17 protein-coding genes and 1 pseudogene are annotated in these 16335 nt (G+C 62.5%); 7 read left to right on the top strand and 11 right to left on the bottom strand.

What is annotated here, in order from left to right:
* Positions 1–428: 428 nt before the first annotated feature.
* Genes AC0L3B_RS30285 through AC0L3B_RS30275 form a run of 3 tightly spaced genes read right to left on the bottom strand, consistent with a single transcriptional unit; the run spans position 429 to position 3816 of the window.
* Positions 429–932 carry a very short patch repair endonuclease gene (locus AC0L3B_RS30285; protein WP_473381541.1) on the bottom strand — a complete coding sequence of 168 codons (504 nt, stop codon included), beginning with the start codon at positions 930–932 and terminating at the stop codon, positions 429–431.
* Between the two features lies 1 nt (position 933).
* Positions 934–2595, bottom strand: a complete 1662-nt coding sequence (locus tag AC0L3B_RS30280; protein ID WP_473381540.1) for a DUF2357 domain-containing protein — start codon at positions 2593–2595, stop codon at positions 934–936.
* A 9-nt stretch (positions 2596–2604) separates the two neighbouring features.
* A complete protein-coding gene (locus AC0L3B_RS30275) occupies positions 2605–3816 on the bottom strand; it encodes an McrB family protein (RefSeq protein ID WP_473381539.1) in 1212 nt (403 codons plus the stop codon).
* 320 nt (positions 3817–4136) lie between these two features.
* Here AC0L3B_RS30275 and AC0L3B_RS30270 point away from each other — a divergent pair, with 320 nt between their 5' ends.
* Entirely contained in the window at positions 4137–4349 is a 213-nt protein-coding gene (locus tag AC0L3B_RS30270) for a hypothetical protein (RefSeq protein WP_473381538.1), read from the top strand.
* A gap of 77 nt (positions 4350–4426) precedes the next feature.
* Here AC0L3B_RS30270 and AC0L3B_RS30265 read toward each other — a convergent pair whose 3' ends face one another.
* From AC0L3B_RS30265 to AC0L3B_RS30250, 4 genes are all read right to left on the bottom strand, one after another.
* Positions 4427–4624 carry a hypothetical protein gene (locus tag AC0L3B_RS30265; RefSeq protein WP_473381537.1) on the bottom strand — a complete coding sequence of 66 codons (198 nt, stop codon included), beginning with the start codon at positions 4622–4624 and terminating at the stop codon, positions 4427–4429.
* Complete coding sequence (locus tag AC0L3B_RS30260; protein WP_473381536.1) at positions 4621–4830, bottom strand: hypothetical protein; 210 nt, start codon at positions 4828–4830, stop codon at positions 4621–4623. Before AC0L3B_RS30260 ends, AC0L3B_RS30265 begins: the two co-directional genes overlap by 4 nt.
* A gap of 42 nt (positions 4831–4872) precedes the next feature.
* A complete protein-coding gene (locus AC0L3B_RS30255; protein WP_473381535.1) occupies positions 4873–5061 on the bottom strand; it encodes a hypothetical protein in 189 nt (62 codons plus the stop codon).
* An 82-nt stretch (positions 5062–5143) separates the two neighbouring features.
* Positions 5144–5479 (bottom strand): DUF1488 family protein, encoded by a 336-nt coding sequence (locus tag AC0L3B_RS30250; protein ID WP_473381534.1) that lies wholly within the window; start codon positions 5477–5479, stop codon positions 5144–5146.
* Between the two features lie 159 nt (positions 5480–5638).
* On the opposite strand from AC0L3B_RS30250, the pseudogene AC0L3B_RS30245 reads away from it, so the two are divergent.
* Together AC0L3B_RS30245 and AC0L3B_RS30240 are read left to right on the top strand one after the other, a co-directional pair.
* Positions 5639–5802: pseudogene (locus AC0L3B_RS30245) on the top strand (SOS response-associated peptidase); the annotation flags it as partial.
* A 201-nt stretch (positions 5803–6003) separates the two neighbouring features.
* The gene (locus AC0L3B_RS30240; protein ID WP_473381568.1) at positions 6004–6171 is read left to right on the top strand and encodes a hypothetical protein; all 168 of its coding nucleotides are present in this window, start codon (positions 6004–6006) and stop codon (positions 6169–6171) included.
* Positions 6172–6194: 23 nt separating this feature from the next.
* Here AC0L3B_RS30240 and istB read toward each other — a convergent pair whose 3' ends face one another.
* Positions 6195–7034 carry an IS21-like element helper ATPase IstB gene (istB, locus tag AC0L3B_RS30235; RefSeq protein WP_247337631.1) on the bottom strand — a complete coding sequence of 280 codons (840 nt, stop codon included), beginning with the start codon at positions 7032–7034 and terminating at the stop codon, positions 6195–6197.
* 20 nt (positions 7035–7054) lie between these two features.
* Positions 7055–8356 (bottom strand): IS21 family transposase, encoded by a 1302-nt coding sequence (istA, locus tag AC0L3B_RS30230; RefSeq protein ID WP_473381533.1) that lies wholly within the window; start codon positions 8354–8356, stop codon positions 7055–7057.
* Positions 8357–8508: 152 nt separating this feature from the next.
* Between istA and AC0L3B_RS30225 the strand changes: the two genes are divergently transcribed.
* Positions 8509–10410, top strand: coding sequence for an exonuclease domain-containing protein (locus AC0L3B_RS30225; protein WP_473381532.1), 1902 nt, complete (start codon positions 8509–8511; stop codon positions 10408–10410).
* Between the two features lie 6 nt (positions 10411–10416).
* Positions 10417–10809, top strand: coding sequence for a hypothetical protein (locus tag AC0L3B_RS30220; RefSeq protein ID WP_473381531.1), 393 nt, complete (start codon positions 10417–10419; stop codon positions 10807–10809).
* A 25-nt stretch (positions 10810–10834) separates the two neighbouring features.
* Here the strand turns inward: AC0L3B_RS30220 and AC0L3B_RS30215 are convergent, their stop codons facing one another.
* Positions 10835–12352 carry a recombinase family protein gene (locus tag AC0L3B_RS30215; RefSeq protein ID WP_473381530.1) on the bottom strand — a complete coding sequence of 506 codons (1518 nt, stop codon included), beginning with the start codon at positions 12350–12352 and terminating at the stop codon, positions 10835–10837.
* A gap of 239 nt (positions 12353–12591) precedes the next feature.
* On the opposite strand from AC0L3B_RS30215, the gene AC0L3B_RS30210 reads away from it, so the two are divergent.
* The gene (locus AC0L3B_RS30210; protein ID WP_473381529.1) at positions 12592–12855 is read left to right on the top strand and encodes a hypothetical protein; all 264 of its coding nucleotides are present in this window, start codon (positions 12592–12594) and stop codon (positions 12853–12855) included.
* Positions 12856–12895: 40 nt separating this feature from the next.
* Here AC0L3B_RS30210 and AC0L3B_RS30205 read toward each other — a convergent pair whose 3' ends face one another.
* Entirely contained in the window at positions 12896–13906 is a 1011-nt protein-coding gene (locus AC0L3B_RS30205) for an ion channel (protein WP_473381528.1), read from the bottom strand.
* A 341-nt stretch (positions 13907–14247) separates the two neighbouring features.
* Between AC0L3B_RS30205 and AC0L3B_RS30200 the strand changes: the two genes are divergently transcribed.
* Positions 14248–16239 (top strand): protein-L-isoaspartate(D-aspartate) O-methyltransferase, encoded by a 1992-nt coding sequence (locus AC0L3B_RS30200; protein WP_473381527.1) that lies wholly within the window; start codon positions 14248–14250, stop codon positions 16237–16239.
* Positions 16240–16335: the final 96 nt, after the last annotated feature.

Below are 16335 nucleotides of genomic sequence, written 5' to 3'. Positions count from 1 at the left end.
ACGATCCGCAATCGGAAATTGGCTAAACAAGGCGGGACGCAGTCCGATTCGGCAAGTAGTACCAAGGAAGATAAGAACTACCGTCCCTACGTCATCCACCGGTGATGCTGCTCACGGAGGCCCGGGCATGCACGCGACGCTCTCGATCCAGGCGAGGGCGGGCATGCCGGTCAAAGAGCGGTGCTCCTCCGCCGGTAGGCAGTCCGCCTGACAACCGATTATTCTCCTCTCGGGAGTTATGGGAGGCTAAGGAAAGTTCGATGTCCGTGGGAGGCTCACGCGAGGCGATCCAGAGTGACCCTGGAGCCGGTCCCGCATGACAGGACCAAACGCCGCTGAGAGCCCCGTTTCCGCCGACGAGAATGGGGTCGTCTGCTGTCGTGTCGACCCGTCTTTGAGAGCGCCTCGGGATATCGACCAACCGCACGCTAGGCAAAGCGGCCGAGTATTGGCCGACGGCAATCTGAGCCTGGATCCCGAGGTTGAAATCCTTCAATCACATGCATCCGCTCTCCACCGCGAACGAACCCGGTGATCTGGGACATGACCTCGGATAATTGCAATCGGCCTCGCCCCTTCAGAGAACATTCCCAGACCGTCAAAACCCGCCATCCTTGTTCGACAAGGGCTTTGACTGCGCGGATGTCTCTGCTCTTGTTTGCGCTTATCTTCTCTGCCCAAAACTGACGCCGTGTCGCGGGCAGCTTGAACAGCGGACAATCGTGACCGTGCCAGAAGCACCCATGAACGAACAACACTGCCCGAAAACGGGGAAACACAATGTCCGGGCATCCCGGCAGGTCGCGGACGTGCAAACGGAAGCGAAGTCCGGCGGCGTGAATACTGCGCCTGAGGAGCATTTCCGGCTTGGTATTCTTGCCGCGAATGCAGCTCATGTTACGCCGGCGTTGATCCGGGGTCAGCACATCCATCTCAGGACGATCCCGTTGCGTCGGTGACGATCTGCCGGAGCGCCGCCGCAATCTCTGCTGCAGTAACGCCGGGGCGCAGTGTCACCGCGCCGAACCTGAAGCCGGCCCGGTAATCTGGATGAAACAACCGCCCCGGCATAGGCGTCTGTCTGTATCCGGCCGCAAGCGCCGGCAGGTGCGGCGTCAGCAGATAGGCGGCGGTGACAATGCCTTCGACCGCTCCTGACTCAACTTCTCGCACGAGGGCATCACGATAGGTATGGATCGAGCTGAGAGCGTCATTCAGCCCGTCGTCGATACGGTACTTCGCATCAAGAATGATAAGCCGTCCGGCCTCACCGATTGCGGCGGCTTCATGCGCAACGACGACATCAGGTGCCATAATGCGGCTGTAGGAACCGCGCCGGTCGGGTTCGATCCAGAATTCCCGGTACTGTTTTTGAAAGCAGAGCTTCCAGCCCGAGCCTACAGGCACGGTGACGGCACCGGCGGCCAGTGTCACACCGCCGGCGGCATCGCCGATAAAGAGATCGCGGATATCCAGCCCGGCCGGCCCGTACACTTCCGCCGCCGCGCGCACTAAGCGCAGAAAACACCACAGCTCATAAAGCTCGAAGGTGCGCGCGAGCGGCAGGTTGAGGAAATCGCCGAACACGGCGGCAATGCCCAAATTCATGTCCTGCCAAAGCCGGTAGAAAGTGCGGTAAGCCGGGTCGTTGCGAAAAAGCGCCGAGAGTATCAGCCGCGGCCGGGCCTCACCGGCCTCAGCAAAGGGCGCTTCCTTCACCAGTTGACCCACACGGCGGGAAAGGCGCCGGCAACGTAAGGCCCATGCCGCACCACCCTGCCGACGTTCGGTGTCATTTTCGGGTCGGCTGCGCTCGAGCTGTTGCGCGGCAGCTTCCAGCCACGCCGACCAGCTTCTTAGGCACGCGCCCATCTGACGATGTTCGGGGAGATCAAGCGAGCTGAGGCGCCGGCGGACGCGAATACGCTCCGGCAAGACGCCCTTTAGAGCTACGGGCAGACGTGAGGGTTTGGCGGACTCATGGGCGATCCGCCCCGAGCGGAACGACCGCAGCACTTCGGGCCCGGTGGCGCGATTAGCACGGTGATACGCGAGTACCGTTTCATCCGCTGTCAGCGTCCGGCGAGGGTGGCGCGCAATAGCAGCGACCGCGGCTTCCAGTTTCTCGATCCGCGAGCGCAGGAACTCCAGCCGGGCGATAGCCGGCGGACGACCGCCACTACCGCGAGCGACGGCCCTGCGGAAACTACTGAGAGAGAACAAGGCAAAGGTATCGTCGAGAATTTCCCGCACCATCGCGTCGAAATCATCGCGCGTGAGCTTGCGCCGGTCCGGGTCGGTTATGACCTCGAAACGGCGCGGCGCATGGCCGGGCAGCCGCAGTTCCGCCTCGATCAAACCGGCATGAAAACCGGGTGACCAGCGCCAGCGCGCAGTGTCCGGCCCCCGTGCGCGAAGTGCTTCGAGAGGAATGTCGTCAATCAGCAGGTCGGCGGTTGCCGCGTCGGAGCTGTCGCGAAGCTCGAACAGATAACTGCCCGTTTCCTGCACCGAACCGGGCACAACCGTTTCGGGGTCCGGCCAAACCCGCCATGCCGCGCCGGTTCTCTCGCAGCGCATGAGCAGAGCCGGCATCAGCGATCCTCACCGGCTGGCTTGAAAGGAGCCGAACTCATCGAGATCGGCGGTGAGCTTCGCAATGAAAGTTTGCGAGCGAGGCAAGCCGTCCAGTGCTTTTCCAAGTCCGGTCAGCAGCGGGCGCTGCCGCTCCCCGCCGCGCAGCTTCACCAGCACCTTCTGCACCATCAAATCATCGGTGACGCCGGCCGCGCCGACCGCAAGATGCGCGGCGCTGAAGGCGTGATACCGCACGGCCTCTTCCGCCACCCGGTAGCCGAAGCCAAGCCCATGCGCGACCATGATCCCCTGTACCGCGACCAGGTGACTTTCGCAGGCGGCGCGCGCATCCTTCAATCCCGGTTCGCGCGCTTCGAGACTGGCAAGGAAACCGGGCAGATCAATCACCGACATATCGATGACGACGGCGCGGTCCAGAACCTTGTCGCTGACCGGATTGGTCGTCTCATCAATGTTGATGGTTCCGACAACGTACAGATTCGGCGGCAGCGGAAGGGCCGCAGGCACGCTCGTCCCGTTGGAGCCTTCCAGTGGGACGCCGTGGGCATGAAGTTGAAGCGCTTCCCCGGTCTCAATGCCGGACAGAACATCCGAGAAGTAATATTCGACCCGCGCCAGATTCATTTCATCCAGCACCACAAAGACCGGCGACCGCCGGTGTGCGGTTGCGAGCAGCACCGCTTCAAGAAAGGGCGGGACCATATAACGGTTCGACAGCACATCGTAGTAACCGGTCAGTCCTGTGGGATCGGTCCACTCCGGGCGGACCGGGCAGACGACAAGAAACGGGTCCTGCGTGTGAAGGTCCAGCCCGTGAACCGCGCGGGCATACTTTAGGGCGAGCTGCGTCTTTCCTGTCCCTGACAGGCCGGAGAGGATGACGAAATGCTTGTGCGGTAGGAAATTCAGCCCCGCATGAAAGCGCCGGACTTCGCCACCCGGATAGTGACCGCCGAGCCCGGCGACCGCCGCTTCGATCTCGGCAAGCGGGATTGTGGCCGGCATCCGCTGCATTTCTGGCCGGACGGCGCCGGCTTCATCCCAGACTCGCAGTTCATGGACCTTCTCGCGCCCGATCAGATTGCCGAGATAACCAACGAACTCGCGCGCAAGCAGGCTGCGCCGCGCCGAGGCGGCCGGCGGATAGAGTGCAACATTGATCCTGTCGACGGGAATGGACTCGCCGAACGGCGTCAGGTCGTCCGGCAATTCACCCACGCGGGAGTCAGCCCGTATGTTCGATGGCGCTGGCGCGGAAGATGGTCGACGGCGGCTGGCTCGAACAGCACGGCCAGCGCTACGAGCCGACGGCGCGAGGCCTGCGAGCGGTGGAATGATCGCTCCAAGGAACGAACCGGCGCACCCACGATTGAGCCTGCTCGCGCCGGGGCCGCCAAAACCGGCGCGAGGACCTTGGTAGCCCCGGCCTGTCGTCCCCCCGTAGGCCGGGGCTCCGCCTGTCCCGAGAGCCCATTGCTACAGCCGGAACCACAGGACTTAACCTGCGTTAAGTTGGAACAGTCCAATGTGGGTAGGCCATGGGCATCGAGCGAATGCGCTCTCCGAAGTACTGGCGTATGCGTGCCGAGGAGTTCCGCACCAAGGCGGACAACTGCCAGCATCCTGAAACGAGAGAGACGCTGCTCAAGGTTGCGGAAAACTACGAAGAGCTGGCCCGGACGGCCGAGCAAGTCGTAACGGTCGCTGAGCTGGACGAGCGCAACTTAAAAGCTCGGCGTACCCCCTTATAAGAACGCTTTTCCGCGATCATCGTCGTTAGCTATCCGTGGATGCTGACGAATTGTGAATGATGCGCCTTGGTTCAAAGTTACCCCCCAACCCAAGGCAGTTCGAGGACTGCCAGCACTGCGGCGGGCCATTGTTGCGGGTGGACAGCTTTCTCCACAGGCCCTCCGGCAAAACGATCCGTGTTTTCAAATGTACGGATTGCCAGAAGCTGACGTGGGACGATTAAGGCCGCCTCACTGAGCAGTGCACGCTCGACGTAGTCGGTCAGCAACTTCAACGAACAACGCCTGCCGCATCGTCTTTGCTGGGGACCACCCAATCGATTGCGAGCAGGCAAGCTTCGACGACAGCGAAGGCGACCAGTCCGCCGAGCCAACCGAAGAAGACGACGGAGAAGACTGCAAGCAAGAGCGCGCAGAAAATGTCGGCGAGCACCTTGCCGTTGCGCTCCCAGCGGGGTTGGTCTGCTGTGTAGTAAGGCATTTGGTGTCTCCTTGGGACGGCTCGACCTATCCCCTGTGGACTTCAAGGATGCGGTGGCTCTTCTGGCAGACTAGGTGGCGGCAGTCCGTATTCTATGGCACGCTTTGCCGCCAGCTTTCGATAAGCCGCCGCCTGGTTCAACAGCTGGGTTTTGAAGGTCGAATCCTGCTCGCCCGCCGCCAATTTCTCAAGGCTGACTGCGCGCTCCAAGTATTCGGTCAACAGCTTCATCGCCGCCCCGGCTTCTCTGCCACAAAAATCGCATGGCGGTGTCAAAGGTCAAGCGGGAAAGTCCGACAATGGCGTGCTCGGCTCAGCGCCCAGTCCAGCCGGCCGGCACAAGCTGCTCGGTCCGAACGACCGGGACTTCCTTGCCGCCGTCGTACTGGTCGCTGGCGATCTGTTCGATTGTCCACCGGTGCCTTTTGAACGTGCCGGCGATGTCATTCGGATCGGCCCCGTCGGCGACGGCACGTTCGCGCAATGCAGTCCATTCGACCCTGCAACCGATTCGGTCAGCACCACTGAACATCGCGAATAGAACAGCTTCCGGCGGTGCCTCAGCGAAATCACCGGATGGATCGGGAGTAAGGGGCATCTCGATCTCCGGCCAAGGGCGGCGCAGATGCCAACTGCCGACTTCGCTCATTGATCCAAACCTTGCTCGGGGAGCAGCTTGAAGCGCCCGAGTTCGCTTAGGGTCACAACGCCGATCACGCCAACCGATCGTCCCCTGCCCGGTAAGCCGACGCTGAGTGCACAAAGTCGCTCCTCCACTGCCGGTTGAGGTGGTTGAACGAAATCTTCTGCAATCCACCTGAAGGCGATGCCGTGATCCTCACGACGCCAGTCGAGGTCGAAACCTGGATCGCCGCGCCCGTCTAAGAGGCGCTGAAACTGCAGCGGCCGCTTCCGGACGGGGCGCTGCGGATCATTGCCCGCGGCGTCATGGAAGATAGCGCACCTTCCTAACACCCGCCCTCTAGGTGGCTGGCTTAGGGCGGCCGTAAGGGCGCAGCGCGCGAACGTGGAAGGGGTTCGACAGCCCCTCGAGCGCTTGACTCCGTGCATGTCATTTGAACAAAAATAGAACAAACGATTCCCGCCGCGAAGGTCCGCTTGACTAAACTGCCGCAACTGCCCGTCTACTATTATTTCGACCATTTCGCCGAAATGCTCGGGTTCGTGCAGCGAACGTACGAACCCGTTTTTGGCCCGGATCATCACGCTTTCATCGCGCGCTTCGAGGGCCTTTCGAGAGATGCCCGATGCCTGTTGATCCGCATGATCAACCGGCGTGGTTGTCAAACGCCATCCGGAACTGCCCCCTTTGCGTCATGAAGAACTGCCCCCCACCATCGGGATTATGATTTCGGTTGAAGGTTGTTTCCGCCGGTGACGGGCCGGAGGGAGGCGGAGCCGACCGGAGGGCCGTCACCGGCGGTCGGCGTCTTGATGAGGCCGCTCTTGCGCTTGGCTCGGAGCCGGTAGCTGTCGCCGCGGATCGTCAGCACGTGGCTGTGGTGCAAGAGCCGGTCGAGGATCGCGGTGGCGACCACGGGATCAGCGAACACGGTGCCCCATTCGGCAACACTGCGGTTCGAGGTGATCAGCATGGCGCCAGTTTCGTAGCGCCGGCTGACCAGTTGGAAGAACAGATGTGCCGCGTCAGGTTCCAGCGGCAGGTAGCCGAGCTCGTCGACGATCAGCAGCTTTGGCTTCGATAGCGCGAGCAGTTTCTCGTCCAGACGCCGTTCGCCATGGGCCTTGGCAAGGCCTGCGACCAGCGTCGTCGCCGTGGTGAACTGCACCGTGTACCCGGCCAGGATCGCCTCTCGCCCCAGCGAGATCGACAAGTGCGTCTTGCCGACTCCGGGTGGCCCGAGCAACAGCACGTTCTCTCCGTTGGCGATCCAACGTGACGCGGCAAGGTCACGGATCTGTTTGGGATCGATCGACGGCTGCGCCTCGAAGTCGAAGCCCGCCAGTTCCTTGACGGCTGGGAAGTGTGCGAGCTTCAGCGCCATCTCGATGCGGCGATGATCCTTGCGTGCGATCTCGCGCTCGCACAGCAGGATCAGCGTCTCACGCGCCGACAGGTTCGCGCGCGCCGCCTCGTCGAGCAGGCTGTCGAGCTGATCGCGGATGCAGGAGAGCTGCAATCGCGCCAGCATGGCATCGAGCGGATCGATCGTTTCTTCCATTATCTTCTTTCCCCACGCCATCAGAAGCCTCCTCCGACCACCGCTTCGTATTCGGCAAGAGAGCGTAACAACGACGGCGGTGGAGACGGATCCAGCACTGCCGCGATCTCCTGGCGGACCGCGCCATTGCGCCCAGCGACACCATCGAGATGGGCGGCGTCGACGATCCGCAGCCGGCGTCCCTCGGACTGCTTGTGCACTGCTACCTGGTGCAATCCATGGCGGATCCGGACTTCGCCGGCCGCGATCGTTACCGCCACGCGCTCGCCAATAAGGCGCCAGGGCACCGAGTAGCTGTTCGTGTCGATTTCGACGGCGCAATCATTGCCGACGACGCGGGTCAGTTCACGCAACGATCCGAACGACGGCTGCCCCCCGAGCGGCTTCAACCGATGTATCTCCTCACGCGCGAAGCGGATGATCGGCGCCTCGCCGGTCGTGCCGTGGATACGAACGTTCGCAACCTCACGCTCCCATCTGTCGAGATGCGCCTCGAATGCTTCCCAACTTGAGAAGGAATGACCGGCGATCGCATTCTTCTTCACGTAGCCGACGCCGTTCTCCGTCTTGCCCTTCGTGCGCGCCCGATATGGCGCGCAGGCGCGAGGACGGAAGCCCCAATGCTTTGCGAAGGCTATAAGCTTGTCGTTGAACTGAACCGACCGGCTCACCGCGTCGTGGCGCACGACAAGCGCGCGTGGATTGTCCATCAGCACTTCCTCCGGCACACCGCTGAAGGTCGTGAATGTGCTCTCGAGCCCGGCGAACCAATGCTCCTGCCTCTCGGCCCGGAACGCACGCACATGGAGCCGTCGCGAGTGCCCGAGCGTCGCCACGAACACGAATGCCTTGACTTTCGCCCCTCCGATCTCGACCAGGCGCTCCCCGAAGTCGATCTGCAGCTGCCGACCCGGTGGCGTCTCAAACCGCGTCGTCGCCAGCGCCTCCGCCTTCAGCGCCTGGCGATAGGGCTGCACGGCGCGTTGCAGCGTCCGCCGGCTGACTGCCACGCCTTTCTCGGCCAACAGGTCTTGGCGCACCACATCGGCATTGCCGCGATGCCGAATGAGCCTCTCGCACAGCCAGCCCTCAAGGCCGTCGAGCTGCTTCTTCCGCTCAGGCGACTTGAACGGCTTCACACCGCCCGCCGCAACGTAGTCTTTCACAGTGTGATGGCTGCAGCCCAGCTGCCGCGCAATCCGCTTCACACCCCATCCGCACGCCCTCAGGCGCATCATCTCCGCCACGTCATCCGGCGTCTTCATCACCTGCCCCCGTGGATCATTCCACGGCGAGCCTTCAGTGATTCGTTCCCGCTTCATTCACTCTCTCCTCAGCTATTCGAGGAGGGGCAATTCCTCGTGACGCAGAGGGGGCAGTTTTCCACGGCGCGCGACAGCGTGGTGCGATATTCAATCGGTCCCTGTTCGACTACCCCGAGATCGACGATATCGAGCAGGCGACGTCGGATCTGATGATGGTCGGTCATGCCCGGGCGATCGGTGAAATCGACTACGCAGGGCTCGTCGCTTGTCTTCCCAAAGATGTCCTCTTCACCGGTGCACAGGCGGCTGGACGTAAAGACGTCCGCAAGTCGTGGGCCAAAGCCAAGTTCATCGACTATTATCTCGAACAGATCCCGTTTTCGACGGCCGCGCAGCACTGCGGCGCCCGGAAATTCGTCGCTCTCGACGGCACGCGGCCGATCGAGTTCCTGCTCTATCTCTACTTCGGCAAGACCGAGGTGAACCTCAAGAATTTCGCGCTGCGGGACCTGGGTATCCTCCGCACCAATCGCGAGACCGCGTTCAGCGCACGCTTCACCGATGCCGAGGAGGCGCTTGCCTCGTTCCACTACAGCCAGATTCTTGACAGCCTTGAGAACGGATCGGAGCCTGTCCACAGGCGGGCCGCCATCGACGTGCTGTCCGGGCCTGCCTGCGGGACACAGTACGGCAAGGACCTCCGCAGCCGAGCGGCTCATCAAACCGGCCTTTTCTTCGAGAAGGCGGGAGAGAGCGATCTTGCGCGGCAGCTCTATCGCGCGGGGTGCTCGCCGGAGTGCAACGAGCGCCTGGTCCGGCTGCTTTACAATACCGGGGATCGCACCGGCGCCGAAGACCTGCTGCAGCGGATGATCGATGATCCCGCCAGCGACGGGGAGCATCTTTTCGCCACCGACTTCTACGCCCGCAAGTTCGGGGGACGGCGAACAGGCCTCTACACGGAACTGCTGCGGTCCGGCCGCATGATCACCGTCGACGACACCCATCGCGGCAATCCAGAAGCGGGCGTCGCTGGCGTTCTGCGCCGCGAAGGCACCAAGGTTTTCTTCACCGAGAATGTGCTGTGGCACACCTTGTTCGGCCTTCTCTTTTGGGACGAACTCTTCGAGAGCACCCGAATGCCCAGCGGGTTCGACTGGCTACCCCCTTGCCTGAAGGACCGAAGCTTCCGTCGGCTCTTCGCCGTGCCGATCGACGAGAAGCTGGCCGCCGTAGCGTCCGGAGATTCTCTTCCGTTGATCCTCCGCACCGTCGCAGCAAAATGGGGCCGCCCGAATGGGATCTTCAGCTGGGATCATGTGCAAGTGGAGGCGCTCCGCGCGCTGCTCGAAGGATTCGATCCGACCGCCATAGCCAGCATCGTCCGCAGCATGTGCGACGACTTTCGCGGCATGCGGGACGGTTTCCCCGACCTAATGCTGGTGCAGGACGGCAAAGCGTCCTTCATGGAGGTCAAAGCCGAGGGGGACGTGATCCGCCGCAACCAGCTGACCCGCCTCCGCCAGCTCGGCGCCGCTGGCATCATCGCCGAGATCGGTCGGGTGGATTATCGCTTCGACCCCGAGCAGGACTACGTGGTGGTCGATATCGAGACGACCGGTTCCTGGTCGAATGGCGACCGCATCACCGAGATCGGCGCGGTGAAGGTTCGCAATCATTGTGTCGTCGACGAGTGGCATTCTCTTGTCAATCCTCAGCGTTCCATTCCCGCAAAGATCGTTCAGCTGACCGGCATCACGAACGAAATGGTTCGGGACGCACCTTTGTTCGCGGAGGTAGCGGACCGATTCATGGAGTTCATGGGGGACGGCATTTTCGTCGCCCATAACGTCAGCTTCGACTACGGTTTCATGGTCTACGAATTCGATAGGATCGCGCGGCGCTTCAAATTCCCGAAGCTCTGTACGTGCGCCGGAATGCGGCGGCGGTATCCGGGACACAAGTCCTACGGACTTGGGAAGCTTTGCGAGATATATGGCATCTCGCTCGATAATCATCATCGAGCCTTATGCGATGCGCGGGCCTCGGCGCAGTTGTTGAATCTCATCAACAAGAAGCGGAGCGAAGAGGGGTACTGCGAAGCAGCGTAGCAACTCATGACCAAGCAGGTGCCTGGACTGCGGTCGCATCGGAGAATTCTAAAGCTTCCGGCCAAGTTCCACTGCGATCATGTTATTTCTGATAACACGAAATATCACTTGCGCCGTCGGGCAAAACAGTGGTTCATAAGGCGCTGGTCCTGCCAAGACGAAAGAGCCAGCCCGATGGCAAATGACGTCGAGACGTCCTCGGAATTGTCCAAGATTGCGAAATTGAATGGTGACTTCCGAAGGAACTACGGCACGCTCATCGGAGCGATTTTGTATCTCCGCACCGTGAGCGCCGCCCGCCGAAGCCCTTGGCTTTGGGCCGGCCTGATTTCGATCGCTTTTTCGACGGTGCTGAGCTGGTTGGGGCGGCACGGTTGGTTTTTGCCAGCGTTGTCTTGATGGCACCGAACAATGCCTCCTTTTCCTAATAAAGCGCGCCCCGATGAAGGGAATCAGATGAGAGCCAGACGTAGCGTCCTGACCTCAACGGGGCAGGCAACAGCACGTAATCCTCGATCTCCCGATTCGCCGCATCCAACCGCATCACGGCAAGTAGGCCCGATGAGATCTGCCTACGGTAGGCTTTCCATTGCGCCACGTGGTCCTTTCCACGATGCGCCAGTCGTCGCGCGACGAGAAACGAAACTACGCGTGAGCCTCCGACGTCAAGCCCTATGCCGTCCGGAACAACAGCAGCCTTGATGTCAAATTCCGTTCGCAGGTCCTCCGCGAGTTCGGTGGCATGCCTCGATTGTTCGGCGGCCCAAAAATCCCGGGTATCAATCCAGTCGCAGTCGCGCGGGGACACATATCCGATCAGCGCATAGGCCTTCCGCAGCGAACCGAAGTGCTTCACGTACGAGGAGACGTGATTGAGACCCAGCGTCGTATTGATGATGTGCGAGTTGAGTTTACCGCGCCGGCGGAGCGTGAGACGAAGGCGCAGCAGCATCTCTTCTTCCGGAATCTCCACGCGTCGATCGGCCAGCAGCGTCTGGGCGCGAGCGAAGATGCCTTGGTCCACGATAGGCTCGATCGCCGCAGCACCCCGAACCCAAGCGTTATCCGGATTCTTGACCAGCTTCTGGCCCAAGCGTCTTGAGGTGCGATTGTAGACGGTCTTGCCGATGTAGTTCTCGTTCCCGAGAATGGTGGGTATCATGCCGTCGGTCCAGGGCCGACCGTTGTGATTGGCGATGCCGGCGTCATTCAGTTGGCGACTGATCTCGCTGTAGGATTTTCGGCAGTTGACGAACTGATCGAAGATTTCCCGGATGACGGCGGCCTCTTCGGCCGAGCCGTGCTGCAGGCGAACGCGATCCGACTGCAGAGCCTTGAATTGCCCCTTTAACAGAAGAGCCTTCGGATGCTCGCCTTCGTCGACCATCAAGCGTCGGAGGCCGTAGCCGACGGGAGCGCCAACGCGGTACCCAAGACTCGCGACCCGGCAGTGTCCGGCGTGCACCTTGACGGAGAGCTCCCGGCTCCACTCGGCGGCCATCCCGCGCTTCAGGCTTTTTGCGATCCCGGAAACAAAGGTGCCGTCGTTCTTGAATATCTCCGCGCAGTATTCGACCTGAACGCCGCTCCGCTTGCACAGGAACTCGTAGTAGGCACTCTCGTCGACATCCTGGAACCGGCCCCAGCGACTGACGTCGTAAACGAGAATGTGGTCGAAGTCGGCTCGGCCGGACTGAACATCTTCGATCAGTTCGATGAGACCAGGACGCCCCTTTATCCGGAGCCCGCTGCGGCCTTCGTCGCGATAGGTGCGCACAATCGTGAGCGCGTTAGTCTCGGCATAGGCGGCAATGGCCGCCATCTGGTTCGCGATCGAGTAGCGCTGGAGCTCCCTCGACATTCGAACGTACTGCGCAGCACGGCGCGCCCGGGTCCGCCTCGCCAAGCTTGTCCCCTTGGGAACAACGAGCCAGTTACCCATGCAGCCCTCCTGCCATTCAGAGGTACCCGCGAGTGGAAATACACCTCGCCCGGTCGGGATAGCAATCTTCCAGAAGCACTGGGCGCGCCTCATGCCGGCGCCGGAAATTGGCGTTTGTGCACAGCGCCACGGAACACGGGGACAAACCTCAGCCCTGCCGATTGCGAATCCCTGCTGCGTGCTAACCGCCCGGAACGAGAAGGCGGGCGAAAGGATTCGTCCGTGCAGGAGCAAGCTCGATGCTGATGACCAAAGAAAGACGGCCGGCGACCCGAACGCTGCGCGGCTGGGCCATCTCCGTGCTGCAGGAGGCGGGCGCAATACACGAATGCGAGGAGCACGGCTGGGCGAAGGATTGCGCCGATCCGCACGCGCGGGAGCGCGCGTTGGACATCGCGAGGCAGGAGCCTCCGGACGGCTTGTCTCCGGACCAGGCTGTCGCCGAGGTCCGCGGAGTGCTGGATTCGATCGGCGATACCTGCCCTGAATGCCCGCCCGACTGAAGCGCACCAACAACCCACGGTCCGATGCCGCTGTCGATGATCAAGGGATCAGGGGCGCTGCCGTGGTGCCAAGATGCTCAGCAGCGGCACGCACCCGGCCAGCGTGCTTTCGCCGCTGCTCAGCGAACTCCGCTGCGTCCACCGACGAACGCACCTTGTAGCCAGCCGCCGTCAAGCGGGCGCACACCCGGGGAACTGCCGCAGCAGTGGTATCGTCAGATTTGGCCTCAAGGCCGATCAGTCCATTCAGATCGTCGATCAGGCGCAATCCTTCGCTTCGGAGCAGGATCGCCAGCGCTCGGCTCTCGCGGTCCTCGATCAGCAGTTCGAACATCAGTGCGAGGTCCATCATGGCTCCGAGCGTTGCAGGCCAGCCCGAGCCCACGCCGACCGATCGGAAGTAGATCAGCGATGGATGGGAAGCATGGCTCTGCAGGACGGTAGCGCACCAGTCCCGTCCCCTGTAAAGCACGCGCCTGATCTCCTCCGGAGAGTCGAGGTCGGCGTAACGCTCCAGCAGTCCGAGAGCCGAGGGCGGCTGACCCGCAGCCGTCGTAAGTTTGAGAATTCCAGCATCGCGGCGGGAAATGCCTTCTTGCACCTGGAGCAGGTATGTGACGGCCATCGTTAGGACCGAAAGGCCCGAAAGGCCGGCTAAGACCAGGGCCCAGCGGGCCGGACCGTGGGCCTCGATGCCGCTCAACCCCACCGTGCACAACGCGCTTCCGACGATGAACAGTGCCTCCAGGAAATCAGCTGGCGGCGCGAACCAATCGCCCAGCGCATGCGCGATCAGGCCGAAGCCCAGCCACAGAAGGACCATCCAGATCAGGAAGGAGCCCATGAGGATCGCCGGCGCAAAGCTGGTGGAAACCCCGCTCTTGCCGCGGCGGGCCCACTTCCAAACCGGAAGCATAATGGCGAGCAGCCGCCGGGCCACGCGTAGCGCGCCCCTACTCTCGCCCGGAACCACCACCGTGTCGAATACATCGCGTAGTGCGAAGACGACCAGGACCATTCCGGCAGCGATCTCGATGGTCTGCACGATCATAACGGAATGCCAGTGGCGCAGGGCGAACTCCGCCCGAACACGTCACGTCCCCGAACGCGTAGCGAAATGCACCGCGGCCATGACGACCAACACCGCGAGCAGGAAGGTTCCCGCGGAGATCGATCTCCGTCCATGTGACTGGCGGGCCAGATGCATCGGAGCACTCCGATTATCGGCGACCAACCCGGCTGAGTTGCGTTCGTTCCGAAGCGGCCGACGGCCCGTGTCGAGGCGACCCTAGCGCCGGCGCGCCACCCAACCCAATACTTTGTCGTAGGAGGAACCTGTCCGGCTCGCCCCGATTGGCTTGTCGCACCAGAACTCTGACGAACGGCGCGGCCATGGTCGAATTCGCACAGCTTCGCGACCGCATGGTCCAGGTTCAACTTGCACGCCGCGGCATCCGCGATCGGCGCGTTCTGGACGCGATGGCACATGTCCCTCGGGAGCGGTTCGTGGAATCCGGTTTCGAGGAATTCGCTTACGAGGACGGCGCGCTGCCGATCGCGAACGCGCAGACCATCTCGCAACCCTACATCGTCGCGCTGATGACGGAGGCGGCCGAGATGAAGCCCGCGGACAAGGTGCTCGAGGTCGGAACCGGTTCGGGCTATGCGGCGGCGGTCGCATCGCGGCTCGCCAGAACGGTTCACACCGTCGAACGACATCGCGCCTTAGCCAGGACCGCCGCCGAGCGGCTTGCGGCGCTGGGCTATGACAATTGCGTCGTCCATACAGGCGACGGCACCGGCGGATTGCCGGAAGAGGCGCCGTTCGATTCGATTCTCGTCGCGGCCGGCGGTCCGGAAGTACCGGACGCACTGAAGGGCCAATTGGCCATTGGGGGCCGTCTCGTCATCCCAGTCGGAGATTTGGAGCACGAACAATCGCTGCTGCGGATCACGCGCCGGAGCGACAGCCAATATGACGAAGAAGCCTTCGGGGCCGTTCGCTTCGTGCCCCTGATCGGAGAGCACGGATGGGCGGAGGACGGCACGCGCTCCGCCAGCAATCACGTCCCCGGGCGCACGCGTTTCCGCTCGCTCACGGACATGATCGGCGCCGCCCTCGAACCCTTGCCGGCTTTCGACGATCCCGCCTTCGGCGCCCTCTTCGATCGCTTTGCGCAGTCCCGGGTCGTGCTGCTGGGCGAAGCCAGCCACGGCACGTCCGAGTTCTACCGGGCGCGCGCTGCGATCACGCGGCGCCTGATCGAGAAGCACGGATTCACGACCGTCGCGGTGGAAGCCGATTGGCCCGACGCCGCGGCGGCCGACCGCTACGTTCGCCACCGGTCGTCAAGCGGTTCGGGCGAGAAGCCATTCGAGCGCTTCCCGACCTGGATGTGGCGAAACACCGACGTCGCCACTTTCGTCGACTGGATGCGCGAGCACAACGAAAGCAAGCTGGCAGGCGAGCGCGCCGGATTCTTCGGGCTCGACATCTACAACATGCGGAGCTCGATCGCCGCCGTTCTCGCCTATCTCCATGGCGTAGATCCTGAAGCCGCGGCCGTGGCGCGCGAGCGCTACGGATGCCTAACGCCTTGGCAGCGCGAACCTTCGACCTACGGCCGTGCCGTCCTGACCGAAGCCTATCGGAAATGCGAGGCGGAGGTGGTTCGCCAGTGCCAGGACATCCTGGGAAAGCAACTCGATTACGCCGCGAACGACCCGGACAGCTTCCTGGACGCTGCGCAGAACGCGCGGTTGATCGCCTCCGCCGAGCGCTACTACCGGATCATGTACTATGGCGGGGCCGAATCCTGGAACCTGCGCGACACGCACATGTTCGAAACCTTGGGCCATATCCTGGACGCCCAGGGGCCGCGATCCAAGGCGGTGGTCTGGGCGCATAATTCCCATGTCGGCGACGCACGCTTCACCGAGACGGGGGCGGTCCGCGGGGAGCTCAACATCGGTCAGCTTTGTCGAGAGAAGTTCGCCGAGGCGGCGTCCCTGGTCGGCTTCGGCACCCATACCGGCACCGTGGCCGCCGCGTCGGACTGGGACGGCGAGATGGAAGTGAAGCAGGTGCGGCCCTCTCGGCCGGACAGCTACGAGCGGCAGTTCCACGACGCCGGTGTGCCGCGGGGGCTGCTCGAATTTCGCCGGGACGAGAGCCTTCGGCGTCGCTTGATCGAGCCGCACCTCGAACGGTTCATCGGAGTCATCTACCGGCCGAACACCGAACTGCAAAGCCATTACGCCGAAGCGTCGCTGCCTCAGCAGTTTGATGCATTCATGTGGTTCGATGAGACGAAGGCAGTCAGGCCTTTGGGACAGGAACATCGCCGCGCCGGCGTCCCGGACACCTATCCGTTCGGCCTCTGACGGCGAGGGTCCCCGACCAGCCAGTGCTCGTCGGAACTCAGGAACCGAACAAGGTCAAGACCGCGACCAGCACGATGCCGGCGGACATCTCCCTCC

This window comes from Bradyrhizobium sp. Kon56 (assembly GCF_055807635.1).
This window is presented reverse-complemented; position numbering and strand designations above follow the sequence as displayed.

Bases quoted from the DNA above. Each gene is read 5' to 3' on its own strand.
- AC0L3B_RS30250 (WP_473381534.1), bottom strand. From the start codon at position 5,479: ATGAGCGAAGTCGGCAGTTGGCATCTGCGCCGCCCTTGGCCGGAGATC.
- AC0L3B_RS30240 (WP_473381568.1), top strand. From the start codon at position 6,004: ATGCTCGGGTTCGTGCAGCGAACGTACGAACCCGTTTTTGGCCCGGAT.
- AC0L3B_RS30270 (WP_473381538.1), top strand. From the start codon at position 4,137: ATGGGCATCGAGCGAATGCGCTCTCCGAAGTACTGGCGTATGCGTGCC.
- AC0L3B_RS30260 (WP_473381536.1), bottom strand. From the start codon at position 4,830: ATGCCTTACTACACAGCAGACCAACCCCGCTGGGAGCGCAACGGCAAG.
- AC0L3B_RS30205 (WP_473381528.1), bottom strand. From the start codon at position 13,906: ATGATCGTGCAGACCATCGAGATCGCTGCCGGAATGGTCCTGGTCGTC.
- AC0L3B_RS30200 (WP_473381527.1), top strand. From the start codon at position 14,248: ATGGTCGAATTCGCACAGCTTCGCGACCGCATGGTCCAGGTTCAACTT.
- AC0L3B_RS30280 (WP_473381540.1), bottom strand. From the start codon at position 2,595: ATGCCGGCTCTGCTCATGCGCTGCGAGAGAACCGGCGCGGCATGGCGG.
- istB (WP_247337631.1), bottom strand. From the start codon at position 7,034: ATGGAAGAAACGATCGATCCGCTCGATGCCATGCTGGCGCGATTGCAG.
- AC0L3B_RS30285 (WP_473381541.1), bottom strand. From the start codon at position 932: ATGGATGTGCTGACCCCGGATCAACGCCGGCGTAACATGAGCTGCATT.
- AC0L3B_RS30225 (WP_473381532.1), top strand. From the start codon at position 8,509: ATGATGGTCGGTCATGCCCGGGCGATCGGTGAAATCGACTACGCAGGG.
- AC0L3B_RS30215 (WP_473381530.1), bottom strand. From the start codon at position 12,352: ATGGGTAACTGGCTCGTTGTTCCCAAGGGGACAAGCTTGGCGAGGCGG.
- AC0L3B_RS30210 (WP_473381529.1), top strand. From the start codon at position 12,592: ATGCTGATGACCAAAGAAAGACGGCCGGCGACCCGAACGCTGCGCGGC.
- istA (WP_473381533.1), bottom strand. From the start codon at position 8,356: ATGAAGCGGGAACGAATCACTGAAGGCTCGCCGTGGAATGATCCACGG.
- AC0L3B_RS30220 (WP_473381531.1), top strand. From the start codon at position 10,417: ATGACCAAGCAGGTGCCTGGACTGCGGTCGCATCGGAGAATTCTAAAG.
- AC0L3B_RS30255 (WP_473381535.1), bottom strand. From the start codon at position 5,061: ATGAAGCTGTTGACCGAATACTTGGAGCGCGCAGTCAGCCTTGAGAAA.